This window comes from Nocardia sp. bgisy118 (genome assembly GCF_057708605.1).
Genome location: NZ_JBYISM010000006.1, coordinates 106931 through 130664 on the forward strand (window position 1 = coordinate 106931; position 23734 = coordinate 130664).

The following is a 23734-nucleotide window of genomic DNA, read 5'->3' on the forward strand; positions in this document are numbered from 1 at the left end:
CGTTCGTTGTCAGACAGGCTGACGCCTTCGGGCTTGGCTCACACCGGGGAATCGCGCGACACGAAGTTGTCCGAGGCGCCACCTCCAAACTCTCGGTTCGGGTGTGTGATCGCGACGGTAGTACGCCAACGGGCGGTCCGCCAGTGTTCACGCAAATTTCCCGGAGTCAAGCCGAACACGTCACCAGGACGGCACTTGTTTCGACTCCCGCCCGCCCTAGCGCACACACCGATTCGCGGGCCGTCGCACCGGTCGTCAGCACGTCGTCGACCACGACGACCTCGGCGTTCCCGGTATCGCCGAGCCTTGCGAGTGGCCCGTGCCGCATCGATATCCGGCCTCGCAGATTGTGTTGGCGCTCACCGGGTGTCAAGCCCACCGAATCGCGCACACCCCACCACACCCGCAACATCGGCACCATCCGGCAATCGGGTAGCCATCCCGCGGCGGCGCGCGCGGTCCGCAGCACCGGGTCCCCGCCGCGCCGCCGCGCGGAGCCGCCGCGACTGGGCGCCGGAACCAGCATCAGGGGTCGATCGGGCGCCCGCAACTGGGCCAGCCCGCGCGCCATCGCCAGCCCGAGCGGCCCGGTCAGATCGCGCCTGCCGCGTTCCTTGACGGCGAGCACCGCTCGGCGCGCGGGCCCGGCGTACGGGGCGAGCGCCCAGCACGGCACACCCGGATCGGCACGCGGACGCACCCGCGTCGGACCGTTGGTCAGCGCCGCCGCGCAGTCGGGGCACCATCCGACGCCCGCCGCGCCGCAGCCCGCGCACGCGGCGGGCAGCACCAAGTCCAGCAGTGTTCGCATCGCCAGAGTGTGCCCGCGTCCACCGACAGATCCGAGCGGCCGGAACGCGACGGCCGGAACCCTACAGCGGTCTGCTAGCAGACATGACCTGTGGCACAAGGGCTTCCGCCATCGGCCACTGCGTAGCCGTCCAGCTACCGCAACGAGTGCGAATGCGAGCGCCAGCGGATTCGCGAGGGCTACCTCGTGGAGTGCGAATTCATTCGGAACCCCGACGGCGGCCGCGGGGGCTGGGTTCGCAAGGACCGATCAGCTCATCCGGGCAGCACCGGGACCGCGCTGGCGCCCAGGCCGGGCACCTCGCGCCAGTACGGCTCCCCGCCGTCCGGATTGGCCGCGAGCTCGAGCACCGCGCGCGAGTCGGCGACATATTGCGTCTCCGGCGATGCGGTGACCATGCGCAGCGTCGGGGTCAGGTTGCGGCTGGTCTCCGGCAACAGATCCGATCCGTCGATCGACACCGTGCTGACCGGGTCGACGTTCCCCTCACGGGCGAGGATGATCTTGTCGTCGGTGAGCCAGCTCAGCGAGATCACCCGGGTGCTGAGGCCCACGGCAATCGGCAGCGGCGAGGACAGCGCGAAGCGACCGTCGGGCCGCCGCTCGATCACCGCCATGTAGACCCGGCCGTCGGCGATCAGCGCTGCCCGCGTCGCGGTGTGCGAAATCCTGATCTCGGTGATCGGCAGCCGCAGCGAAACGCCGTTCGCACCGTCCAGCAATGCGGAGGTGTCGACCTCCTGAACCGAGACGGTGCCCGTGGCGAGGTCGTTGGCCACACGGATCACCCGCTCGCCGTCGACCACCGCCCAGGCGGCGGCGCCATCGGTCGTCCACGACGGCCTGCTGATGGTCGTTCCTTCGGCCACCGGGAATTGCGTACCGCCGTAGGTGCCGACCATCAGCGTGCGCGGCAGCTGCGGCGCAGGCCGCCCGGCGTCGGCGACCGCGGCGACGAACTGGCCGTCGGGGGTGAGAGCCGCCGACTGCAGATTGTTCACCGCGCCGAAGTACCCGGGCGCCGGGGCGATTCCTCCCGCGGCCACCTCGACGAGCGCGCCCTCGCGCAGGGCGTGCAGCCCCGCCTTGTAGCGCGCCTGCGCCGACGGGGTGAACTGCTGGACGTCGGCCACCGACCAGCCGTTCGCGGCGAACCGGTCGTCCAGCGGTTTGCCATCCGCGAGCAGCACGTACGGTCCGAGGATGTCCGCGGCGGAGAGGGTGAGCACCACCTGAGCGGCGAGCAGTTCCCGATCGCGCGGGCTCAACACCGAGGCGCCGGAGAAGTCGACGCGCACACCGCCGAGACCCAAGCCGACTTCGTCGGGATCGCCGTTGGCCTTGGTGATCGGGCCGCGCAACGTCACCGGCGCCGCGAGCAGGTTGCGCACCACCGGGGCCAGCGCGGGTTGGCTCCCCTCGACGAGCAGAGTCAGCAGCCGCTGGGGAAGCTGATCCTTGGGGATCGAAACCCACCGCAGATCGGGTACCACCGACGTGCCTGCCTGGTTCACGAAGTACAGCACGTTGCGCCGATACGACTTGCCGAAGGCGGACTTGTCGATGACGAGGCCGTCGGGCAGCTCGTCGATGCGCCACTCGCCGTCGATCTTGGTCATCTCGATCTTGTTCTCGAGGCTGTCGTCCACGGCTCGATAGGCCCCGTCCGCGCTGACCTCAGCGATCTTGCGCGCCCGGATGACGTACGTGGCTTGATCGATGGATCGAGATTCCCGCAGCGTGTCCGGCTTCTCGACGATCGCGGCGGCAGCAGCGTCGTCCCACTGTGCCGAAGCAGCCGGGGTCAAGTACTGCCGCGCCGCAAGGTGGCGGTCGGTCGGATCCGCGGTGGCCTGCAGAAAATCCTGCAGCAGCAGATCCGGATCACGGCCTTGGATGGGCGGCGGCGGACCTTCGGAGGTGGGCTCCCTGTTGAGCGTGCCGAGCGCCTGCGGGGCCGACGACTCCGGCAGGCTCGCGCATCCGCTGATCGCCAGCAGTGCCGCGACCAGCGTCGCGACCACCGCGGCGAGTCGAGAGGATCTCACAGCCGGCATTCTCATGACTGTACGTCTCCGCGTTCGGTGAGTACCTTGCCGGAACCGGAGCCGTCCGCATCGGCCGCGTTCGACCCCTTCTCTGCCTCGCTGACGCCGTTGCGCGCCACGGTCGACTCTCCCGTACCGTCCGTCGACCCGGCGCGTTCAGCGGGGCCGTCCGCAGCTTCCGCGCCCTCGGTCACGTTCGCCACCGGATCGTTCGCCACTGCGCCGTTGGCCGTCGTGCTCGATGACACCGTTCCGCTCGCCGCCGCGCCGATCGGCTCGCCGAACGCGCTCGGATCGGCGTGCGAGAAGGGAATCGTCGGCGAATCGTCGGCCTCGGGCGAACGCGGCGGTGTCCTGCGCAACGCGGGTTCCAGCGGCAGCGGGCTCGGGCCCATCTTGCGACCGCGCACCAGCGGCAGGGTCAAGCGGAAGCTGGCGCCGACGCCGACCTCGCCCCACGCGTCCAGCCTGCCCTCGTGCAGATTGGCGTCCTCGACACTGATCGACAGGCCGAGGCCGGTGCCGCCGGAACGGCGCATGCGCGACGGGTCCGACCGCCAGAAGCGATTGAAGACCAGCTTCTCCTCGCCGGGCCGCAGGCCGACGCCCTGGTCGCGCACCACGACGGCGACGGCGTTGGCCTCGGCGTCGCCGCGCATGCGGATCAGCACCGGCTTGCCCTCGCTGTGGTCGATGGCGTTCGCGAGCAGGTTGCGCAGCACCCGCTCCACGCGACGCGGATCGACCTCGGCGACCAGCGGGTCCTCCGGCAGGTCGATGACGACCTCGACGCCGGCGTCCTTGGCCAGATGGCGCACGGTCGAGATGGCGGCCCGCGCGCACATCCGCACGTCGAGGGATTCCACCTGGAGTTCGGCGACACCCGCGTCGTGGCGGCTGATCTCCAGCAGGTCGTTGAGCAGACCCTCGAACCGGTCCAGCTCGGTGACCAGCAGCTCGGCGCTACGCGCCAGCGCGGGATCCAGGTCCTCGCTGCTGCCGTGGATCAGGTCGGCGGCCATGCGCACGGTGGTGAGCGGCGTGCGCAGCTCGTGGCTCACATCCGAGGTGAAGCGCCGCTGCAGATTGCCGAACTCCTCGAGCTGGGTGATCTGGTTGGACAGGCTCTCGGCCATCTCGTTGAACGCCTGCGCCAGCCGCGCCATGTCGTCCTCGCCGCGCACCAGCATGCGCTCCTTGAGGCGACCGTCGGCGAAGCGGCTCGCGATCCGCGCCGCGGACCTGATCGGCAGCACCACCTGCCTGGTGACCAGCGCGGTGATCGCCGCGAGCAGGACCAGCAGCACCAGACCGCCGATCATCATGGTGCCGCGCATCAGCGCCAGGCTGCGCTCCTCGTTGGCCAACGGGAAGATCAGGTAGATCTCCAGGGTCGGCACCTCGGCGCTCGGGCTGCCGATGATCAGCGCCCGCCCCTGGTAGCCGTCCGGGTCCTCGACCGTGGCGAACTGGTAGCTGACCTGGTTGCGTTGCACGAACCGGCGCAGTTCCTCCGGCACCTCGGTGATCGGCCCGGTCGCGATCTGCCGCTGCGGTATGCCGCCGACGATGCTCAGCGCGGAGTCGAAACTGCCTGCGGCGCCGGTGGATTGGCCGGTGCCGCCGCGGTTGGAGAGGGCGTTGCGCGCGTCGGTGAGACGCTGCTCCTGGGTGCCCACGTCCTGCACGCCCACCAACTGGCTCTCCACCGTGTTGCGGGCGCGATCCATCTCCTCGACCGCGGCGTTGATCTTCGCGTCCAGCAGCCGGTCGGTGATCTGACTGGTCAGCACCACACCGAGGATCGTGATCACGATGAGCGAGAGCGTCAGCGTGGAGACGATGACGCGCAGCTGCAGCGACCGCCGCCAGACATGACCGAGCGCGGTGCCCGCCTCCTTGAACCAGGCGACCACCGGGGCGAGCGTGTGTTCCAGACGTGGCAACACTCCGCCCGGCGCGCCCGCGCGGTCACCCGCGGCAGGCGCATCGTCGCGCGGGCGCTGGGCACCCGCGGACTGGGCATCGCCTTCGGTCACGGCGGTCCGGCCTTGTAGCCCACGCCTCGGACGGTGAGCACGATCTCGGGATTCTCCGGATCCTTCTCGACCTTGGCGCGCAGCCGCTGCACGTGCACGTTCACCAGGCGGGTGTCGGCCGCGTGGCGGTAGCCCCATACCTGCTCGAGCAGCACCTCTCGGGTGAACACCTGGCGCGGCTTGCGGGCCAGCGCCACCAGCAGGTCGAACTCGAGCGGGGTCAGCGAGATCTGCTGACCGCCCCTGCTCACCTTGTGCGCGGGCACGTCGATGACGATGTCCGCGATCGACAGCAGCTCCGCGGGTTCTTCTTCGGTGCGACGCAGGCGGGCGCGCACCCGAGCGACCAACTCCTTCGGCTTGAACGGCTTGACGATGTAATCGTCGGCACCGGACTCCAGACCGAGCACGACGTCGACCGTGTCGGTCTTCGCCGTGAGCATGACGATCGGGACTCCGGAATCGGCCCGCAGCACACGGCACACATCGATGCCGTTCATGCCGGGCAGCATCAGGTCCAGCAACACCAAATCGGGACGGATCTCGCGAACCGCCGCCAGTGCCTGCGTACCGTCGCCGACCACATGCGGGTCGAACCCTTCCCCGCGCAGGACGATCGTGAGCATCTCAGCGAGTGCCATATCGTCGTCGACGACCAGAATCTTCGGCTTCATAATTACTATGTTGTCATCTCCCAGGCCAGGATCGGGCCGCCACGCCAACACTGGTGCGAACCCGCCGCACATCCAACCCTATCCGGCAACAATTTCTGCGATGCGCGCGGCCAGCGATGCCGGATCGTCACCGGATCGGTACGTCCACCACCGGCCGTGCCAGTTCCGTTCGGCCAGCTCACGGTACACCTCGAGGGTGCGGCGCTGGAGCTCGCCGTCGCGTTCGTATGCGTCGAGCGCGCGGGACTCGTCGAGTTCGCCGCGCAGGCGCGCACGTTCGGCGGCGACCTCCGTGGAGACGTCCAGCAACACCTGCACGTCCGGCTTCGGCAGACCGAACCGGCCGAACTCCAAATCGGCTGTCCAACGCGCGATCTCGCCCTCCGCCGACTGGTGCAGGCGGGCGGCGTTGTAGGCGGCGTTGGAGGCAACGTAGCGGTCGAGAATGAGGATGTCGTTGTCCGCCAAGAGCTTCGCCAGCTCCGCGCGCGCGTCGGCGCGATCCAGCGCGAACAGCAAGGCCATCGCGTACACGGAGTCGGCGAGGTCCCCGTGCGCGCCGCGCAGCGCCTCGGCGGCGAGATCGGCGTGCACCGATCGCCCGTAGCGCGGGAACGCCAGTGTGACCGCGCGCAGCCCGCGCTCGGCGAGCGCGGCGATCACGGCGTCGGTCAGCGTGCGCTTCCCGGCGCCGTCCAGACCTTCCACCGCGATCAGGGCACCCATGGCAGGTCACAGTACCGATCGCGGGCAGGGCCCCACCCACCGACACCGGTAGCGCGCACGCGCGGCTCACGCGCGCCGAGGACGACGGACTCGATCGCCGGTTCCGCCGCCGATCGCCCGAGCCCGAGGTGCGCGTCGGCGTAGTTGCGCGGCAAGGGCTTACACGGCGAGCGGCCCGGCAACCGCACGGGTTGCCGGGCCGCTCGGGACGAGCGAAGACTCAGTACCGGTAGTGGTCCGGTTTGTAGGGGCCTTCGACGTCGACGCCGATGTACTCGGCCTGGTCCTTGGTGAGCTTGGTCAGCGTGCCGCCGAGCGCCTCGACGTGGATGCGGGCGACCTTCTCGTCCAGGTGCTTGGGCAGGCGGTAGACCTCGTTGTCGTACTCGTCCGGCTTGGTCCACAGCTCGATCTGCGCGATCACCTGGTTGGAGAAGCTGTTCGACATCACGAACGACGGATGTCCGGTCGCGTTACCCAGATTCAGCAGACGACCCTCCGAGAGCACCAGGATCGACTTGCCGGTCGCACCGAAGGTCCACTGATCGACCTGCGGCTTGATGTTCAACTTCGTTGCGCCGGAACGCTCCAGCGCCGCCATGTCGATCTCGTTGTCGAAGTGGCCGATGTTGCCGAGGATGGCCTGGTCCTTCATCGCCTTCATGTGCTCGAGGGTGATGATGTCCTTGTTGCCGGTCGAGGTGATCACGATGTCCGCGTTGCCGATCGCCTGCTCGACGGTCACCACGTCGTAGCCGTCCATCAGCGCCTGCAGCGCGTTGATCGGGTCGATCTCGGTGACCTGCACCCGAGCGCCCTGTCCGGCAAGCGATTCCGCGCAGCCCTTGCCGACATCGCCGTAGCCGCAGATCAACACCTTCTTGCCGCCGATGAGCACATCGGTGCCGCGGTTGATGCCGTCGATGAGCGAGTGCCTGGTGCCGTACTTGTTGTCGAACTTCGACTTGGTCACCGAGTCGTTGACGTTGATCGCCGGGAAGACCAGCTCACCGGCGGCGGCGAACTGGTACAGGCGCAGCACGCCGGTGGTGGTCTCCTCGGTGACACCCTGCACGCTCTCGGCGATCGCGCTCCACTTGCCCTTGTCGGTCTCGAAGCGCTCGCGCAGCAGGTTCAGGAAGACCGTGTACTCCGCGGAGTGGTCCTCGTCGGCGGGCGGCACCACGCCTGCCTTCTCGAACTGCGCGCCGCGCAGCACCAGCATGGTGGCGTCGCCGCCGTCGTCGAGGATCATGTTGGCGGGCTCGCCCGGCCAGGTCAGCATCTGCTCGGCCGCCCACCAGTACTCCTCCAGGGTCTCGCCCTTCCAGGCGAAGACCGGGGTGCCCTTGGGCTCGTCGATCGTGCCGTGCGGGCCGACGACGACCGCGGCCGCGGCGTGGTCCTGGGTGGAGAAGATGTTGCAGGAGGCCCAGCGCACCTGCGCGCCGAGCGCGACCAGGGTCTCGATCAGCACCGCGGTCTGCACCGTCATGTGCAGCGAGCCGGAGATGCGCGCGCCCTTCAGCGGCAGCACGTCGGCGTACTCGCGGCGCAGCGCCATCAGACCCGGCATCTCGTGCTCGGCCAGACGGATCTCCTTGCGGCCGAACTCGGCCAGCGACAGGTCCGCCACCTTGTAGTCGATGCCGTTGCGGACATCGGGAGTCAGGGACGTGCGTGCGGGAAGTTCTGAGGTCGTCATGTGCCTCTCCATGGTCGGCTGTACCGATGCAAGGCTAGTCGCTGAGCGCATGGGAACACACCACGCGCCTGTCCCGGCCTCGCCCCGCCAGTGATCCCGCCCGTCTCAGGCGGTCGCCCGGTAGATCGCGAGGATCCGCGTGCGCTTGCGCGGCTGGATGTTCGCGCGGGTGATGTCGCCGTCGTAGTGGGCGAGCACCCGGTGGTCCATGATCGAGCGCCACAGCGGCGGGATGGCCGCGAAGACGATCATGCTGGCGTAGCCGGCGGGCAGCTGCGGGGCGTCCTCCGAGCTGCGCAGGGTCTGGTACCGGCGTCCCGGATTCGCGTGGTGATCGCTGTGCCGCTGCAGGTGGAAAAGGAAGATGTTGGTGACGAGCCGGTCGCTGTTCCAGCTGTCGCGCGGCGAGCAGCGGGCCCAGCTGCCGTTCGGCCTGCGCTCGCGCAGCAGGCCGTAGTGCTCGACATAGTTGACCGTCTCCAGCAGGCCCGCGCCGATCGCGGCCTGCAACAGCAGCCAGGGCAGCACCGCGAAGCCGAAGGCGGCGATCAGCGCGCCGAACAGCACCAGCGTCATCGCCCATGCCTGCAGCACGTTGTTGCGCACGGTCCACCACGGCAGGCCCTTGCGCGCCAGCCGTTCCTTCTCCAGCACCAGGGCGGAACGGAAGCCGCCCGCGACGCTGCGCGGCAGGAACTCCCACAGCGACTCACCGAGCCGCGCGCTCGCCGGGTCGTCCGGTGTCGCGACGCGCACGTGGTGGCCGCGGTTGTGTTCGACGAAGAAGTGCCCGTATCCGGACTGTGCGAGCGCGATCTTGGCCAGCCAGCGCTCCATGTGCTCGACGCGGTGGCCGAGTTCGTGCGCGGCGTTGATGCCGATGCCGCTGACCAAGCCGAGAGTGGCGGCCAGGCCGAGCTTGTCGAGCACGCTGAGTTCGTCGCCCGCCCACATGTAGGCGGCGATGATCAAGCCGATCAGCTGGATCGGCAGGAACAGATAGGTGCACCACCGGTAGTAGCGATCGTTGGACAGCCGCTCGTAGTCCTCGTCGCGCGGATTGCTGCCGTCCTCGCCGACCACCCAGTCGAGGACCGGGATGATCACCAGCACGATGATCGGTCCGATCCACCAGAACACCGCGGCGCCCGTGTGCAACACGAGTTGTGAGGGCAGCAACGCGGAGGCTGGCGCGATCAGGCCCAGAACCCACAGATGGCGTTTGGGATCGGTCGATCCCGACGGTTTGCCAACCGATTGCACGTTTGCCCCGCTAATCAAAATTCTCAACTCCGATGCATGAGAATACTTACAGGCATGACCTCCGTTACACCGGAGTTCTCGATCCAAACGTGTCGACCGTTACAAGCGTGGCGGTCGGTTTTTCAGCGACTTCACATGTGATAGCAGTCACCGCACACCTCCCGCAAATCGGGGATGAGCCCCTAAGGATCCCCTAACCAGGACGGCCGGAGCCCCCATTTCCCGGGGTGCGATCCCCTATCGGAGCGAATTCGAGGCAGCCGTTCAGCCCACTTCGCGGGTGGCCAGGATCGCCTCGACGTAGGGACCGAGGAGTTGGGCGAGATCGGCGGGCGCATTGCGGCCCGGCGCGGGCGGTGTCGGGATGTAGCTGAGCGCGATGCGGACCAGCGCGCCCGCCAGCACCACCGACTCCTCCTCCGTGGCGTCCACCCAGCTGTGCTGGAACACCGAGGCGAGCCGCTCGGTGGCGTGTTCGACGAGCGGCGCGGCGTCCAGGGTGATCAGGCGCAGCAGATCCAGCTTCACCTCGCCCGCGAGCAGCGACTGCACCAGCGGATCGGCGGCCGCGTCCAGGAAGAAGCCGGACAGCGCCTCCCGGAACGCGGCGCGGACGTCGCCCTCGTTGCCCGCGATGGCGCTGCGGACGTGGTCGACCAGGTCGTCGGCCAGGCGCAGCGCGTAGGCCTGCGCCAACCCCGCGCGCGATCCGAACTCGTTGTAGAGCGTCTGCCTGCTCACCCCGGCCCTGCCAGCGACGTCGCCGAGCGTGATCTTGGACCAGTCCCGCTCGGTCAGCAGTTCGCGCATGGCGTCGAGGACGGAGGTGCGCAGGAGTTCCCGCGCCGCCTCCTGATACGGAACCCTCGGTCCAGTGCGCGGCATACCCGCGAGGTTGTCACGGGCGTCCGCCGCAGTCAAAATCTCACGACCGCTCGATCTCGACCATGAAGAAGTCGGCCTTGGCCGCGCCGCAGTCCGGACAAGTCCAGTAGTCGGGGATGTCGTCCCACCGGGTGCCAGGCGCGATGCCGTCCTCCGGCCACCCTTTGGCCTCGTCGTACTCGAAGCCACACTGGATGCACTGGTACAGCTTGTATTCGGTCACTTGGTCACCTCTGCAGGTTCGAAGTCGATCTTTTCGCGCACGCCGCAGTCCGGGCAACACCAGTCGTCGGGCACATCGGTCCACGGGGTGCCAGCCGGAAAGCCTTCGTGCGGAGCGCCTTTGGCCTCATCGAAGATGTAATCACAGACCGGGCAGCGATATCTCACGACTCGACCTCCGCCCCGTACCGCGCGAGCACCCGGTCCCGCTTGCCCGGGTGGATGTTGGCGCGCGTGATGTCGCCGCCGTAGTGCGCGAGCACCCGCTTGTCCATCACCTTGCGCCACAGCGGCGGGAAGTAGGCGAGCAGGACCATGCTCGCGTAACCGCTCGGCAGGTTCGGCGCGCCGTCCCAGCTGCGCAGTGTCTGGTAGCGGCGGGTCGGATACGCGTGATGATCGCTGTGCCGCTGCAAGTGGTACAGGAAGATGTTGGTGACGATGTGGTCGCTGTTCCAGCTGTGCACCGGCGCGGGCCGTTCGTAGCGACCGGTGGCGGTGCGCTGCCTGACCAGTCCGTAGTGCTCGAGGTAGTTGACCGCCTCCAGCAGGCTGAAGCCGATCACGGCCTGCAGCGCCAGGTACGGCAGCACGCCAGGACCGAACATCGCGACCAGCGCCGCGTACAGCGCCACCGACATCAGCCAGGCCGAGAGCACCTCGTTGCGCAGCGACCACGGCTTCTTGCCGAGCCGCTCCAGCCGCACCTTCTCCAGCCGCCACGAGGACTTCAGGCTGCCCCACACGGTGCGCGGCCAGAAGCCCCAGAACGTCTCGCCCACACGGGAACTCGCCGGGTCCTCCGGGGTGGCGACGCGGACGTGATGGCCGCGGTTGTGCTCGATGTAGAAGTGACCGTAGAACGACTGGGCCAGCGCGATGCGGGAGAGCCAGCGCTCCAGATCGACCTTCTTGTGACCGAGTTCGTGCGCGGTGTTGATACCGATGCCGCCGATGATGCCGACCGTGATGGCCAAGCCGATCTCGTCGACGACGTGCAATCCGCCGTCGATGCCGAGCCAGCTCAGGTCGTCGGCGCCGATCAGGTAGCAGGCCATGATCAGCGTGGCGTACTGGAACGGCAGGTACAGGTAGGTCAGGTACCGGTAGTACCTGTCGTTCTCCAGGTACTCCATCACCTCGTCGGGCGGGTTCTCACCGTCGGGCCCGAAGAAGACGTCGGCCAGCGGGATCACCAGGTAGATCAGGATCGGGCCGAGCCAGAACGGCACCTGCGCGAGGCGATGCCAGCCGAGCTCGTTGAATGCCCAGATCAGCGGAAGCGCGATCGTGAACAAGCCGGTCGGCGCGAACAGCCCCCAGAGCCAGAGATAACGCTTGCGATCCCGCCAGGCCGGAGCCTCGACCGGACGCTGCGGCGCGTCGGCATCAGTAGACATCGATGTCTCCCATCAGCGCGGCGCACACCGAGGTGTGACGCACAATACTTCTGATGTGGACACTAGAACGACAACTGTCTTGTGTCTATACAAAATTGGCGATTTGTAAAGATGTTATGCCATAACGAAAGGGCGTCCGGCCGGAGCTGAGCACCAACCGGACGCCTATCGGTCAGAAACCACTTTTCGTGCGATGCCTCAGGCGTGAAAAGGCCTCAGTACAGCAGGACCTCGGCATCCTCCGGCAGCGCGTCCACCGGCCACCACCGCAGGTCCGTCGACTCCGCGCTGCGCACCGGGACCGCGCCCGCGGGCGCGGTGATACGGAACAGCAGATCCAGATGCCGGGTCGGGACGCCGAGCGAACAGGTGATCGGATGCGCCTGCGCACCGTAGAGGCCGGGCTCGATCCGGAGCCCCGGGATGCCCGATTCCTCGGTCGCCTCGCGGAGCGCGGCATCGGCGACCGTCTCGTCGCCCTCCTCGCAGTGCCCGCCGAGCTGAATCCAGCGCCCCACCTTCGGATGCAGGGTCAGCAGCACCTCGGCCGCGTCGTGCGAGAACACCACCGCCGAGGCGGTGATGTGCCCCGCGGCGTGCTCGCGCAGACAGCCACGTGGCGCCGAACCCAGAAACGCGAGCATGGCCTCGCGCAGCGACCGATCGTGATCAGCGGCGGGAGACCAGGCCTGGAGCAGCTCGGTGGCCGACGCGTGCAGCGAATCAGCGCTCATGCCTGCGCCTCGCTGACGCTCGGCTCCGGCATGCGCGAAGCGCGCTGACACACGATTCGCTCACTCCGTTCGCTCATAGTTCGACCAGGCCCGCCCCGGGACCGGCCACTTGGCGCGGGGTCGGCTCTTCCAGCGGATGACCGATGGCGATGGCGCCCAACGGGTTCCAGTCCGCCTCCAGGCCGAGCACATCCCTGGTGATCTCCGGAGCGAAGATGGTCGAGCCGATCCAGCAGCTGCCGATCCCCTCGGTGGCCAGCGCGACGAGCAGGCCCTGTACCGCCGCACCCACCGCCACGGTGAACATGGTCCGTTCGGCGGCGCGTCGGCGCTCGTCCGGATAGTCGTGCGCGCCGTCGGGCACACAGAACGGGATGATCACCTCGGGCGCGTCGAACAGGATCCGGCCACGCGCCACCCGCCGCTCCACCCGCTCGGGGTCGAGACCGTCGGCCGTGAGGTCGGCCCGCCACTTGTCGGCCATCGCCGCGAGCAGCTGGTCCCGCAGGCCCCGCTTGCGCACCCAGACGAACCGGACCGGCCGGGTGTGGTGCGGCGCGGGCGCGGTCAGCGCGACGGCGACGGCCGCGCGGATTCGCTCCGGATCGACCGGGGTGTCGGCGAATCGGCGCACCGAACGACGCAGCGGCACGGCCTCACGCCGACCGAGCTCGATGGCTTCCGCGGTGCCGAGCCAGAACAGGTCGTCGGTGCCGCGGCGCAGCAGATCCGTTGCGCCGGAACCGTCGTCGACGACCGGCAGCCCGCGCACCACCGCGACAGGGACGCCGCCGAGCTTGCCCTTCACCAGATCCGCCGCTGCGGCCAGTTCGTCGGCGACGGCCACCTGGGTGACGTGCAGCTCGTTGCCCTGCCCGTCCACCGAACCCGCGTAGTCGTGCAGCACCCGGAGCCCCGCCGCGCCGATCGCGGCGTCGGTCTGGCCGTTGCGCCAGGCCCGGCCCATGGTGTCGGTGATGACGACGGCGACGGTCACACCGAGCCGTTCGGCCAGCGCGGACCGCAGCGCCTTGGCGCTGCCGTCGGGATCGGCGGGCAGCAGCACCAGTTCACCCTGCTCGACATTGGAGCCGTCCACGCCGGAGGCGGCCTGGACGATGCCCAGCTTGTTCTCGGTGATCAATGTGCGGCCTTTGCGGGCCAGCACCCGCACGGCCTCCTGGTCGACCAGCGCCCGGCGCGCGGTGTCGCGCTCCTCGGGATCCAGTGGCGCGGCGACGATGCGCCCCTCGGCCTTGGCGATGATCTTGCTCGTCACCACGAGAATGTCGCCGTCCGCCAGCCAGGGCGCGCGGGCGGCGATGCTCTCGGCGACGTCGTCGCCGGGACGGAATTCCGGCAGGCCGGTGATGGGCAGGATGCTCAACTCGCCCGCGGCGTGGTCGATCGAGGTCACGGCTTCACTCCCGCGAGATCCAGTGCCTCGCGCACGATTTCGGCGGTCGTCGGCGGGTCGGTCATGAGCAGCGGCACACTGCGCACCTCGACGCCGGGGACGTCGGCGGTGTCGGTGGTGTGGATCAGCCAGCCGTCGAGGATGCCGGTGGCCGAGCGCGCCCCGTAGTAGCGGCCGACCGCCTCGGCCGTGGTCTCCACGCCGATCACCGAGAGGCACTCGTCGGCCATGCCGCGCAACGGCTTTCCGTCGATGACACCGGACACGCCGATCACCTTCGCCTCGGTCGTGCGCAGCGCGCCGCGGATGCCGGGCACCGCGAGGATGGCGCCGATGCTCACCACCGGGTTGGAGGGGGCCAGCAGCACCGCGTCGGCGGACGCTATGATATCGGTCACATTTGGGGCCGGTTTGGCTTCATCCGCACCGATTGTGGCGAATCCATGGGTGTCGATGTCTGCGCGGTATCGAACCCACCACTCTTGGAAATGGATCGCGCGGCGTTCGCCAGGGTTCTCGGGGTCACTGACAACCACATGTGTTTCACACCGATCGTCGGTTGCCGGGATGAGTTTCACGCCCGGTTGCCACCTGTTGCAGAGCGCTTCGGTGACAGCGGAGAGCGGATACCCGGCACGCAACATTTCGGTTCGAATCAAGTGCGTGGCGATATCGCGATCCCCCAAGCCGAACCAGTCCGGCTGCGCGTGATATTTCGCGAGCTCTTCCTTGGCGTGCCAGGTCTCGCCGACCCGGCCCCAGCCGCGTTCGGTGTCGATCCCCCCGCCGAGGGTGTACATGCAGGTATCGAGGTCGGGGCAGATCCGGAGGCCGTGCATCCAGACGTCGTCGCCGACGTTCACGATCGCGGAAACATCGGCTTCCGGCAGCAGTTCCCGCACGCCCTGCAGGAAGCGCGCGCCGCCGACTCCGCCGACAAGGACGGCGATCTTGGGTCCCTTCGCGGGCGCGATGTCCGCTTGTTGTCCAGTCACATCCGCACAGCCTATGCGCTGCCGAAGAGAGCGGTGCCGGGGCGTTATTTGCTATTCATTTGCTATGCCGTACACCAAGATCAGCACGGAAACCCGTCGCGGATAGTAACGGAATAGCGACGACGGCTTGACCATCGACGCGTTCGGCGTGTCTAATCACAGTCGTGTCATTCCGGGTTCGCGCGAGAGTGCAAGGCGCGGACAACTTTTCGAACAGGCGTTCGAGCCGGGGTGGCGAGCTCGGGGATGTCCGCGGGACTACGTCGCGGGGTACGGCCGTCGGTGTGCGTGTTGGTCCGACGGAAAGAATCATTCTGCGCTAACACACAGTGAGGAGGCGGAGCGATGGCCAACGATATGGTCTCGCAACCCGATTCCACAGCAGGCGCAGCACGTGGCGTCTGCGCAGACATCGGCCGGAGCGAGCAAGACGGCGGTGACGCGGTGTCGACACCCCGGCTCAGCCTGGTCGTGACGGGCTTCGACGAGATGTTCGAATCCATCGAAGAGCAGTGGCAAGAGCGTGCCCTGTGCGCGCAGACCGATCCGGAGGCGTTCTTCCCCGAGAAGGGCGGCTCGACCCGCGAGGCGAAACGGATCTGCATGGGCTGCGAGGTGCGCGACGAGTGCCTGGAGTACGCACTCGCACACGATGAGCGCTTCGGCATCTGGGGCGGTCTCTCCGAGCGGGAGCGCCGGCGCCTCAAGCGCGGTATCGGCTGACATGTAGGCGGCGCACCGACCTCGATGCGCGAGGTCGGTGCGAGTTCACCTAGATTTTGAGTATGTCCCGTTCACGCCATCGACGCCCGCCCACTGCCAGGTCGGTGATCCGCCGCGGCCGCGGGGTGCGCGGGCCGATGCTGCCGCCGACGGTGCCCGCGTGGCGCACCAGAGGCCAGCAGTTCGACCGGCTCGTGCTGGAGGCGTTCGCCCCGCTCGACAGCCGCTGGCACGACCGGCTCACCAAACTCGACATCGCGGTCGACGACGTACCGAAAATCCGTCCGCTGCACCCCGATTCGGTCACCTGGCCGGACGAGGTGGTGGCCGACGGACCGGTCCCGCTCTCCCGGCTGATCCCCGCGGGCGTCGACCGGCACGGGCAGGCGACCCGCGCGCGGGTCGTCCTGTTCCGCAAACCGCTCGAACTCCGCGCGAGCGATCCGGACGATCTCGTCGATCTGCTCCGCGAGGTGCTCGTGCAGCAGATCGCCACCTACCTCGGGGTCGATCCCGACGTGATCGACCCCGAGGAAGAGGAAGAAGAGTAGGCGATCCGCCCGGCAGACGCAGCCGGGCGACGTCCGCCCGAAGTCCACGCACGGCCGGGGTACGCACAGCGGACGGGTCGGACGCAGTCCGCCCCAAGTCCACGCACGGCCGGACCGAAGGCGGAGGAGGTACGCGAAGAGCGCACGGCCGGAGCGAAGGCGAAGGTACGCACATGTGAGCCGTGACTCTTAGCGCGTGTCTATCCACATCCGGAGGCCAGGGGGGTTACTCTCATCGACGTGATCCCCATGCGTCGTTGCTGCCGACCCGGCTGCAAGAATCCGGCCGTCGCGACGCTCACGTATGTCTACTCCGACTCCACCGCGGTGGTGGGTCCGCTCGCGACGGTGGCCGAGCCCCACTCGTGGGACCTCTGTGAAACGCATGGATCCCGGATCACCGCGCCGAAGGGGTGGGAGCTGGTCCGCCACGAAGGCGGCTTCTCCACCACGCCGGACGACGACGACCTCACCGCACTGGCCGAAGCCGTCCGCGAGGCCGGTCTGCGGCGGCGTCCCCCCGAGCCCGATCAGCGCGGCTACCGCGAGTACGCGCCCGCGCCGCAGCGCACCACCCGCACCGGCAGGCGCGGGCACCTGCGCGTGCTACCCGATCCGCCGAACTGAACCGGTCGACGCGAAACACGACCCGGCGCTGCCGAGTCGATCGCAACGCCGAGCCTCACCCGACGACCGTCCGGAGACGTCGCACCCGCAGCAGGCATCGGTGACGGACGCCAGGCCACGTTTCCTTCTCCCTTCACGCTCGCCCCACCTGCTCACCGCGGGACCGGACGCTCACCCGCGACCGCGCGCACCTCGGCCGCGCCGCCGCACGCGGGCGGCGAAACCGATTGCCCACGGCGCGGATCCGACCGCGATCGTCCACCTCGCACACCGCGCCGTACCTGCCGCATGCGCGGAAATCGGGCCCGAGGGTAGGGAGCGGTCCCGCGGCCGCGCCGGGGCACACTAGGGTAGGGGCCATGACAGTCGCCCGCTCTGCCGAATTCGTGAACGCGGTGATCAAGGCCTACGACGTTCGCGGTGTGGTCGGTGAACAGATCGACGCGCAATTCGTCAGGGACGTGGGCGCTTCCTTCGCGCGGCTGATGCGCGGCGAGGGCGCGAGCCGCGTGGTCATCGGTCACGACATGCGCGAGTCCTCCCCCGAGCTCGCCGCGGCCTTCGCCGACGGCGTGCAGGCGCAGGGCCTCGACGTGACGCACATCGGCTTGGCCTCCACCGATCAGCTGTACTTCGCCTCCGGCCACCTCGGCTGTCCCGGCGCCATGTTCACCGCGAGCCACAACCCCGCCCGCTACAACGGCATCAAGCTGTGCCGCGCCAACGCGCTGCCGGTCGGCCAGGACACCGGACTCACCGCCATCAAGGACGAACTCGTCACCGGCGTGCCGGAATTCGACGGGCCGCGCGGCAGCGCCACCGAGGTGGACCTGCTCGCCGACTACGCGAAGTTCCTGCGCGGGCTGGTCGACCTGGAGAGCATCCGCCCGCTCACGATCGCCGTGGACGCGGGCAACGGCATGGGCGGCCACACGGTGCCCGAGGTGCTCGGCACGCTGTCCTCGGTGACCATCGTCCCGCTCTACTTCGAGCTGGACGGCTCGTTCCCCAACCACGAGGCCAACCCGCTGGACCCGAAGAACCTGGTCGATCTGCAGCAGCTGGTCCGCAGTTGCGGCGCCGACATCGGACTGGCCTTCGACGGCGACGCCGACCGCTGCTTCGTGGTGGACGAGAACGGCGAGCCGGTCTCCCCCTCGGCCATCACCGCACTGGTCGCCGAGCGCGAACTCGCCAAGGAGCCGGGCGCGACGATCATTCACAACCTGATCACCTCGCGGGCGGTGCCCGAGCTGGTGCACGAGCTCGGCGGCACCCCGGTGCGCACCAGGGTCGGCCACTCGTTCATCAAGCAGCAGATGGCCGCGACCGGCGCGGTGTTCGGCGGTGAGCACTCGGCGCACTACTACTTCCGCGATTTCTGGGGCGCCGACTCCGGCATGCTCGCGGCGCTGCACGTGCTGGCCGCGCTCGGCGAGAAGGACCGGCCGATCTCCGAGCTGATGTCGTCGTACGAGACGTATGCCGCCTCGGGCGAGATCAATTCGACGGTGGCCGACGCCAAGGAACGGACGCTGGCGGTGGTCGAGGCGTTCGAGGATCGCGCCAAGTCGGTGGACCGGCTCGACGGGGTGACGGTTCAGCTGGCCGACAACGCCTGGTTCAACCTGCGCGCCTCGAACACCGAGCCGTTGCTGCGGCTGAACGTCGAGGCCCGATCGCCGGAGGAAGTAGACGCACTCGTAACCGAGATTCTGAGCATCGTCCGGTCCTGACTGGGATAGTGGAGATACGACGGAATGGAATCACACGCTCAGGATTCGACCGGGGAAGCAGACGATTCTGCTCGACGCGAGATCCCGAGCATCGTCCACTCCCGACTGGAATAGTGGAAGCACAGTGGACGATCCGGACGCAGCGCGATGAGGGGAGGTGGGACGCCCGATGATCGCTGGAACACCGGTGCTCGACCTCGACGATGCCGCTTCGCTCGAGGCGGCAGATAGCGGCGGCGCCCTGCGCTCCGCCGCCTCGGGTGGCGCCCAGGTGCGCGCCACCGCGTCGGCCATCGCCGAACACGCGCTGGCCCGTCTCGCCGACCTACGCCCGCGCAGCGTGGTGCTGGTCTCCGGTTCCGGTCGCGCCGCCCGCGCCGCGGGTCTGCTCGTCGCCGCGCTCGGCGACCGCGCAGGCCTGCCCGTGGTGCTCGCGTCCGCACTGCCGCCCTGGGTCGGTCCGCTGGACGTGGTGCTCGTCGCGGGCGACGACGCCGGCGATCCTCGCCTGATCGAAGCGGTGGACCGCGCACTGCGCCGCGGCGCCGAGGTGGTCGTCGCCGCACCGCACGAGGGACCGCTGCGCGCCGCGGCCGCGGGCCGGGCCGCGCTGCTCGAGCCGCGTGTTCCGGTGCTCGACCACAACCGCCTGCTGCGCTTCCTCGCGGCCGGGATCGCCGTGCTGCGCATCGTCGACCCCACGCGCGCCGGTACGGCCGTGCCCGACCTGACCGAGCTGGCCGACGTGCTCGACGCCGAGGCGCTGCGCGACGGCCCGCACAACGAGGTCTTCCACAATCCGGCCAAGACGCTGGCCGCGCGCATGCAGCAGCGCGGCATCGTGCTGGCGGGCGACTCCCCCGCCGCGGCGGAACTCGCCGAGCACGGCGCCGAGGTGCTGCTCCAGGCCGCGGGCCGGGTGGCCACCGCGGCCGATCTCGCCGAGGCGGTGGCCGCCAATCCGCGCATGGTCGAGGCGGCGGGCGAATCCGCGCCCGGCTTCGATCCGCTCTTCCACGACGAGGAGCTCGACGGTCCCGCGCCGGTCGAGCGGATCCGGGTGTTCGTGCTGAGCGCCGATTCCGACCAAGCCGCCGCGCGGCGCCGGGTCGCGGTGTTCGGCGGCGGCGGTTCCGGTCTCGTCGACGCGGATCTGGTGAGCGCCGACGTCGACCTGCTGCAGAACAGCATGACCGATCCGGCCGCTCCGGCATCCGCGCGGACCGAGGCGTCCGGCGCGTCCGGGCGCGGCACCGAACTCGAACAGCTCGCGGTGCTCGCACTGCGCCTGGAGATGGCCGCGGCCTACCTACGGCTGATCGGCTCGCGCGGCGCGGCCGCCGAGACCCCCGGCGGCTTCGGCGGCGAACAGTACGACGGGGGACGCTACTAGTGCACGAACTCGTTGGTGCACTGCGTTCCTACGCATGGGGTTCGCGCACCGCGCTCGCTAGGCTGTGCGGCCGACCGGTCCCCTCGGCACACCCGGAGGCCGAACTCTGGTTCGGCGCGCATCCCGCCGATCCCGCGCACGTCAAGACGGCGATCGGCACGACGTCGCTGCTGGAGTTCGTCGCGGCGAATCCGCATCGCGAACTGGGCTCCGCCGCGCCGGAATTCGGCGGCAAACTGCCGTTCCTGCTGAAGATCCTGGCGGCCGAGGAGCCGCTGTCGCTACAGGCGCACCCGTCGGCGACGCAGGCGCGCGCCGGGTTCGAGCGGGAGAATCGCGCGCGGGTGCCGCTGGACTCGCCGATGCGCAACTACCGCGACGAGAACCACAAGCCGGAACTGGTGGTGGCGCTGGATCGCTTCGAGGCGCTGGCCGGGTTCCGCGAGCCGCACCGCACCGTCGAGCTGTTCCGCGCGCTCGAGGTGCCCCAACTCGTGTCCTACACGGAGATGCTTGCCTCCCAACCCGATTCGGCGGGTCTGCGCACGCTGTTCACCACCTGGATCACGCTGCCTCAGCCGGTGCTCGCCACGCTGCTGCCCGCGGTGCTGGACGGCTGCGTGCGCTATCTGTCCGGAAAGGGCAAGCGCGCCTTCACCCTCGAGGCGCGCACGGCGCTCGAACTCGCGGAGGCCTACCCCGGCGACGCGGGTGTGCTCGCCGCGCTGCTGCTGAACCGGGTGACGCTGGAGCCGGGCCAGGGACTGTTCCTCGACGCCGGGAACCTGCACGCCTACCTGCGCGGGCTCGGCGTGGAGATCATGGCCAACTCCGACAACGTGCTGCGCGGCGGGCTCACGCCCAAGCACGTCGACGTGCCGGAACTGTTGCGGGTGCTGGATTTCGAGCCGATCGACCTGCCCGTCGTGCTGCCGGAACCGGCGGGCGACGGCTCGGTGCGGTATCGCACGCCCGCGCCCGAATTCGCGCTGCGCCGCTTCGATCTCACCGAAGGCTCCGGACAGGTGCCGCTCACCTCGGCGGGGCCCGGCATCGTGCTGTGCACAGCGGGCACGGTGCGGCTGCTCCAGGACGGCACCGAGCTGCTCGTCGGGCGCGGCGCGGCGGCCTGGATCTCGGCCGCCGACAGCGATATTCGCGCCCAGGCGGTGGACGGACCCGCCCAGGTGTTCTGTGCCTGCCTCGGCGCGGGCAACTGAGCGACGCGGCAGGCGCTCGGCCGAAGATCGGCGAACACGCTAAGTTAGCCGGGATCGGCGAAACGAGAGAGGACCTTCACGACATGTCTGCTGGCGGTGGCAAGAAGGCGATTCTGGCCGCGTTGACGGCGAACGCCGGGATCGCGGTGGCGAAGTTCGTCGGCGCGGCGATCACCGGTTCGGCCTCGATGCTGGCCGAGGCGGTGCACTCGGTGGCCGACACCTCCAACCAGGGCCTGCTGCTGTTCGGCCAGCGTCGCGCCGAACAGGAGGCCGACGAACTGCATCCGTTCGGATACGGGCGCAACCGCTATTTCTACTCGTTCATCGTGGCGCTCGTGCTCTTCACGCTCGGCTCGGTCTACGCCATCTACGAGGGCATCCACAAGATCCAGCATCCCGAGGAGCTGAGCTCGCCGATCGTCGCGATCGTCATCCTGCTGATCGCCATCGGCCTGGAGACCTTCAGCTTCGTCACCGCCATGCGCGAGTCCCGCCCGCTCAAGGGCGGCGCCAGCTGGTGGCGGTTCATCCGCAACTCGCGCAGCCCCGAACTGCCCGTGGTGCTGCTGGAGGACACCGGCGCGCTGGTCGGTCTGGTCCTCGCCTTCCTGGGCGTCGGCCTCACCATGCTCACCGACAACGCGATCTGGGACGGCATCGGCACGCTGTGCATCGGCGCGCTGCTCGGTGTCATCGCGATCATCCTGATCATCGAGATGCAGAGTCTGCTGATCGGCGAGGGCGCGACGCCCGAGGAGGACAGGGCGATTCGAGAGAGCCTGGTCGACGGCGAGCGCATCGACCGCGTCATCCACCTCAAGACCCAGTACCTCGGTCCGGAGGAGATTCTGGTGGCGGCCAAGGTGGCGATCACGCTGGGGCTGGACATCGCGACCATCGCCGCGGCCATCGACGCCGCCGAGGCGCGGGTGCGCAGGGCCGTGCCCGCCGCACGCATCATCTACGTGGAGCCCGACCTGTACCGCACACAACCGGTGTCGTAATCGTTCTTCCGTGAGCACCGTTGCCCACAGTGCGTGAGCACCATTGGGCACAGTGCGTGAGCACCATTGGGCACGGGGCGGCGGTCAGCGGTGTTGCGGCTGACGCTCGCGCAGCAGATCGAGCGGGTCGGTGCGGATGTCGAATTCGTGGCGCAGCACGTGGCGGGCGGCGTGCACGCCGTTCATACCGTGCACGCCGGGGCCGGGCGGGGTGGCCGAGGAACACAGGTAGACGCCGGGCAGCGGGGTGGCGTACGGGTTCCAGCGCGGGGCGGGGCGAAACGCGGTCTGGCGCAAGGTCATCGCGCCCGCCGAGATGTCGCCGCCCACGTAGTTGGCGTTGTGCGCGGGCATTTCCGCGGCGGTGCACACGTTCGTGGCGAGGATCAGATCGCGGAAGCCGGGCGCGAAGCGCTCCACCTGGGCGATGACCGCGTCGCTGATGTCGCGATCGGAGCCGTTCGGCACATGGGCGTAGGTGTAGAAGGTCTGCGCGTCACCGGGCGCGCGGCTGGGATCGACCACGCCCGGCTGAATGGCGAGCACATACGGACGCTCGGCGTGCCGGCCCGCGGCGACCGCGCCTTCGGCGGCCATCGCCTCGGCGCGGCTGCCGATCAGATGCAGGGTGCCCGCGCGCTCGCATCCCTCGGCCCGCCACGGCACCGGACCGGAGAGCGCGAAATCGACCTTGCACGCCGCGCCGCCGTAGCGGAATCGCCGCAGCCGCTTGGCATATCGGGTGGGCAGCCGGTCGGCGGCCAGGCGAAGCAGACCCTCCGGCGCGAGATCGAGCAGGACGGCGCGCGCACCGGCGAACTCGTCCAGCGAGTCCACCCGGTGGCCGACGTGCACCCGGCCGCCGAGCTCTTCGAGTCGGTCGACGAGCGCGTCCGGGATGGCCTGGCTGCCGCCGCGCGGAACGACCCAGCCGCCCGCGTGACCGAGCGTGGCAAGCAACAGCCCTGCGCCTGCCGCGGGCAGGGCGCGCGGCGAGGTGATCGCGTGGGTCGCCACGCCCGTCAGCAGTGCGGGCGCGATGTCCTCGTGGAACCGCGCGTTCCACAGCGGCGAGCCCTGTTCGACGAGCCGCAGACCGAAGCGCACCGCGGTGGGCAGATCGTGGGGCAGGCGACGCAGGTCGGCCATGGTCAGGTCGACCACGCTCCGCCAGTTCCCGACCAGCGGTTCGAACAGCCGCCGCCAGGCGTCGCCGTCGCGGCCCAGGTCCGCGACGGTGCGATCGAGATCCCGCCAAGCCAGACCGGCCCGGCCGCCGTCGAGCGGATGCGCGTAGGACACCTCGGGGGCGAGTAGGTCGACCCCGTGGGCGCCGAGGTCGAAGGCGCGAAAGAACGGCGAAGCCAAGGCCATCGGGTGCGCGCCGGAGCACACGTCGTGGTGGAACCCGGGAAGCGTCAGCTCCGCGGTACGCGCGCCTCCGCCCGCTGTGGTCTCGGCCTCGTACACCTCGACGGACAGTCCCGCAGAGGCGAGGACCACCGCCGCGGCCAAGCCGTTGGGTCCCGAGCCGACCACCACCACATCAGCCATGGCC

Annotated in this window: 22 protein-coding genes; 7 read left to right on the forward strand and 15 right to left on the reverse strand. The window is 69.2% G+C overall.

The genetic code is table 11. The features are described from left to right. Positions 1 to 166: 166 nt before the first annotated feature. The 14 genes from AC3EO7_RS09760 to cofD all read right to left on the reverse strand — a co-directional run bounded on the left by AC3EO7_RS09760 (position 167) and on the right by cofD (position 14919). Positions 167 to 811 (reverse strand): ComF family protein, encoded by a 645-nt coding sequence (locus tag AC3EO7_RS09760; protein ID WP_431967807.1) that lies wholly within the window; start codon positions 809 to 811, stop codon positions 167 to 169. A 254-nt stretch (positions 812 to 1065) separates the two neighbouring features. Continuing rightward, positions 1066 to 2868, reverse strand: a complete 1803-nt coding sequence (gene lpqB / locus AC3EO7_RS09765; protein WP_431967805.1) for an MtrAB system accessory lipoprotein LpqB — start codon at positions 2866 to 2868, stop codon at positions 1066 to 1068. 2 nt (positions 2869 to 2870) lie between these two features. After that, the gene (gene mtrB, locus AC3EO7_RS09770) at positions 2871 to 4796 is read right to left on the reverse strand and encodes an MtrAB system histidine kinase MtrB (RefSeq protein WP_435591096.1); all 1926 of its coding nucleotides are present in this window, start codon (positions 4794 to 4796) and stop codon (positions 2871 to 2873) included. Positions 4797 to 4894: 98 nt separating this feature from the next. Beyond that, the gene (gene mtrA / locus AC3EO7_RS09775) at positions 4895 to 5572 is read right to left on the reverse strand and encodes an MtrAB system response regulator MtrA (protein WP_040781845.1); all 678 of its coding nucleotides are present in this window, start codon (positions 5570 to 5572) and stop codon (positions 4895 to 4897) included. 78 nt (positions 5573 to 5650) lie between these two features. Continuing rightward, on the reverse strand, positions 5651 to 6298 hold the full coding sequence (locus AC3EO7_RS09780) for a dTMP kinase (RefSeq protein ID WP_431967803.1): 648 nt from the start codon (positions 6296 to 6298) through the stop codon (positions 5651 to 5653). 220 nt (positions 6299 to 6518) lie between these two features. Continuing rightward, positions 6519 to 8003 (reverse strand): adenosylhomocysteinase, encoded by a 1485-nt coding sequence (gene ahcY / locus AC3EO7_RS09785; protein WP_431967801.1) that lies wholly within the window; start codon positions 8001 to 8003, stop codon positions 6519 to 6521. A 105-nt stretch (positions 8004 to 8108) separates the two neighbouring features. Further along, a complete protein-coding gene (locus AC3EO7_RS09790) occupies positions 8109 to 9266 on the reverse strand; it encodes an alkane 1-monooxygenase (RefSeq protein ID WP_431967799.1) in 1158 nt (385 codons plus the stop codon). A 264-nt stretch (positions 9267 to 9530) separates the two neighbouring features. Beyond that, complete coding sequence (locus AC3EO7_RS09795) at positions 9531 to 10151, reverse strand: TetR/AcrR family transcriptional regulator (RefSeq protein ID WP_431967797.1); 621 nt, start codon at positions 10149 to 10151, stop codon at positions 9531 to 9533. Between the two features lie 40 nt (positions 10152 to 10191). Next, complete coding sequence (locus AC3EO7_RS09800) at positions 10192 to 10374, reverse strand: rubredoxin (protein WP_431967795.1); 183 nt, start codon at positions 10372 to 10374, stop codon at positions 10192 to 10194. Further along, positions 10371 to 10541 (reverse strand): rubredoxin, encoded by a 171-nt coding sequence (locus AC3EO7_RS09805; protein WP_431967793.1) that lies wholly within the window; start codon positions 10539 to 10541, stop codon positions 10371 to 10373. The genes AC3EO7_RS09800 and AC3EO7_RS09805 overlap by 4 nt, the downstream gene beginning before the upstream one ends. Continuing rightward, positions 10538 to 11773 carry an alkane 1-monooxygenase gene (locus AC3EO7_RS09810; RefSeq protein ID WP_435591023.1) on the reverse strand — a complete coding sequence of 412 codons (1236 nt, stop codon included), beginning with the start codon at positions 11771 to 11773 and terminating at the stop codon, positions 10538 to 10540. Before AC3EO7_RS09810 ends, AC3EO7_RS09805 begins: the two co-directional genes overlap by 4 nt. 215 nt (positions 11774 to 11988) lie before the next feature. Then, the gene (locus tag AC3EO7_RS09815) at positions 11989 to 12507 is read right to left on the reverse strand and encodes an NUDIX hydrolase (RefSeq protein ID WP_431967789.1); all 519 of its coding nucleotides are present in this window, start codon (positions 12505 to 12507) and stop codon (positions 11989 to 11991) included. A gap of 73 nt (positions 12508 to 12580) precedes the next feature. Continuing rightward, positions 12581 to 13924 (reverse strand): coenzyme F420-0:L-glutamate ligase, encoded by a 1344-nt coding sequence (locus AC3EO7_RS09820; protein WP_431967787.1) that lies wholly within the window; start codon positions 13922 to 13924, stop codon positions 12581 to 12583. Then, positions 13921 to 14919 carry a 2-phospho-L-lactate transferase gene (gene cofD / locus AC3EO7_RS09825; protein WP_431967785.1) on the reverse strand — a complete coding sequence of 333 codons (999 nt, stop codon included), beginning with the start codon at positions 14917 to 14919 and terminating at the stop codon, positions 13921 to 13923. The genes AC3EO7_RS09820 and cofD overlap by 4 nt, the downstream gene beginning before the upstream one ends. Before the next feature lie 489 nt (positions 14920 to 15408). Here cofD and AC3EO7_RS09830 point away from each other — a divergent pair, with 489 nt between their 5' ends. The 7 genes from AC3EO7_RS09830 (at position 15409) to AC3EO7_RS09860 (ending at position 22176) form a co-directional block, all read left to right on the forward strand. After that, the gene (locus tag AC3EO7_RS09830) at positions 15409 to 15642 is read left to right on the forward strand and encodes a WhiB family transcriptional regulator (protein WP_029901515.1); all 234 of its coding nucleotides are present in this window, start codon (positions 15409 to 15411) and stop codon (positions 15640 to 15642) included. Between the two features lie 62 nt (positions 15643 to 15704). Further along, positions 15705 to 16193 carry a metallopeptidase family protein gene (locus tag AC3EO7_RS09835; RefSeq protein WP_431967783.1) on the forward strand — a complete coding sequence of 163 codons (489 nt, stop codon included), beginning with the start codon at positions 15705 to 15707 and terminating at the stop codon, positions 16191 to 16193. A 249-nt stretch (positions 16194 to 16442) separates the two neighbouring features. Beyond that, the gene (locus tag AC3EO7_RS09840; RefSeq protein WP_431967985.1) at positions 16443 to 16820 is read left to right on the forward strand and encodes a DUF3499 domain-containing protein; all 378 of its coding nucleotides are present in this window, start codon (positions 16443 to 16445) and stop codon (positions 16818 to 16820) included. Positions 16821 to 17179: 359 nt separating this feature from the next. Then, positions 17180 to 18556: a phosphomannomutase/phosphoglucomutase gene (locus tag AC3EO7_RS09845; RefSeq protein ID WP_431967781.1), complete on the forward strand. Its 1377-nt coding sequence runs from the start codon at positions 17180 to 17182 to the stop codon at positions 18554 to 18556. A 169-nt stretch (positions 18557 to 18725) separates the two neighbouring features. Further along, a complete protein-coding gene (locus AC3EO7_RS09850) occupies positions 18726 to 19949 on the forward strand; it encodes a serine/threonine-protein kinase (RefSeq protein WP_435591024.1) in 1224 nt (407 codons plus the stop codon). Beyond that, positions 19949 to 21169 carry a mannose-6-phosphate isomerase, class I gene (gene manA / locus AC3EO7_RS09855; RefSeq protein ID WP_435591025.1) on the forward strand — a complete coding sequence of 407 codons (1221 nt, stop codon included), beginning with the start codon at positions 19949 to 19951 and terminating at the stop codon, positions 21167 to 21169. The genes AC3EO7_RS09850 and manA overlap by 1 nt, the downstream gene beginning before the upstream one ends. Before the next feature lie 83 nt (positions 21170 to 21252). Continuing rightward, entirely contained in the window at positions 21253 to 22176 is a 924-nt protein-coding gene (locus AC3EO7_RS09860) for a cation diffusion facilitator family transporter (RefSeq protein ID WP_435591026.1), read from the forward strand. An 84-nt stretch (positions 22177 to 22260) separates the two neighbouring features. Here AC3EO7_RS09860 and AC3EO7_RS09865 read toward each other — a convergent pair whose 3' ends face one another. After that, complete coding sequence (locus tag AC3EO7_RS09865) at positions 22261 to 23730, reverse strand: phytoene desaturase family protein (protein ID WP_431967773.1); 1470 nt, start codon at positions 23728 to 23730, stop codon at positions 22261 to 22263. Positions 23731 to 23734: the final 4 nt, after the last annotated feature.

Coding starts and splice junctions, on each gene's coding strand:
- AC3EO7_RS09760 (WP_431967807.1), bottom strand. CDS start 811: ATGCGAACACTGCTGGACTTGGTGCTGCCCGCCGCGTGCGCGGGCTGC.
- lpqB (WP_431967805.1), bottom strand. CDS start 2,868: ATGCCGGCTGTGAGATCCTCTCGACTCGCCGCGGTGGTCGCGACGCTG.
- mtrA (WP_040781845.1), bottom strand. CDS start 5,572: ATGAAGCCGAAGATTCTGGTCGTCGACGACGATATGGCACTCGCTGAG.
- AC3EO7_RS09780 (WP_431967803.1), bottom strand. CDS start 6,298: ATGGGTGCCCTGATCGCGGTGGAAGGTCTGGACGGCGCCGGGAAGCGC.
- ahcY (WP_431967801.1), bottom strand. CDS start 8,003: ATGACGACCTCAGAACTTCCCGCACGCACGTCCCTGACTCCCGATGTC.
- AC3EO7_RS09795 (WP_431967797.1), bottom strand. CDS start 10,151: ATGCCGCGCACTGGACCGAGGGTTCCGTATCAGGAGGCGGCGCGGGAA.
- AC3EO7_RS09810 (WP_435591023.1), bottom strand. CDS start 11,773: ATGTCTACTGATGCCGACGCGCCGCAGCGTCCGGTCGAGGCTCCGGCC.
- AC3EO7_RS09815 (WP_431967789.1), bottom strand. CDS start 12,507: ATGAGCGCTGATTCGCTGCACGCGTCGGCCACCGAGCTGCTCCAGGCC.
- AC3EO7_RS09830 (WP_029901515.1), top strand. CDS start 15,409: ATGTTCGAATCCATCGAAGAGCAGTGGCAAGAGCGTGCCCTGTGCGCG.
- AC3EO7_RS09835 (WP_431967783.1), top strand. CDS start 15,705: ATGTCCCGTTCACGCCATCGACGCCCGCCCACTGCCAGGTCGGTGATC.
- AC3EO7_RS09840 (WP_431967985.1), top strand. CDS start 16,443: ATGCGTCGTTGCTGCCGACCCGGCTGCAAGAATCCGGCCGTCGCGACG.
- AC3EO7_RS09845 (WP_431967781.1), top strand. CDS start 17,180: ATGACAGTCGCCCGCTCTGCCGAATTCGTGAACGCGGTGATCAAGGCC.
- AC3EO7_RS09850 (WP_435591024.1), top strand. CDS start 18,726: ATGATCGCTGGAACACCGGTGCTCGACCTCGACGATGCCGCTTCGCTC.
- AC3EO7_RS09860 (WP_435591026.1), top strand. CDS start 21,253: ATGTCTGCTGGCGGTGGCAAGAAGGCGATTCTGGCCGCGTTGACGGCG.
- AC3EO7_RS09865 (WP_431967773.1), bottom strand. CDS start 23,730: ATGGCTGATGTGGTGGTGGTCGGCTCGGGACCCAACGGCTTGGCCGCG.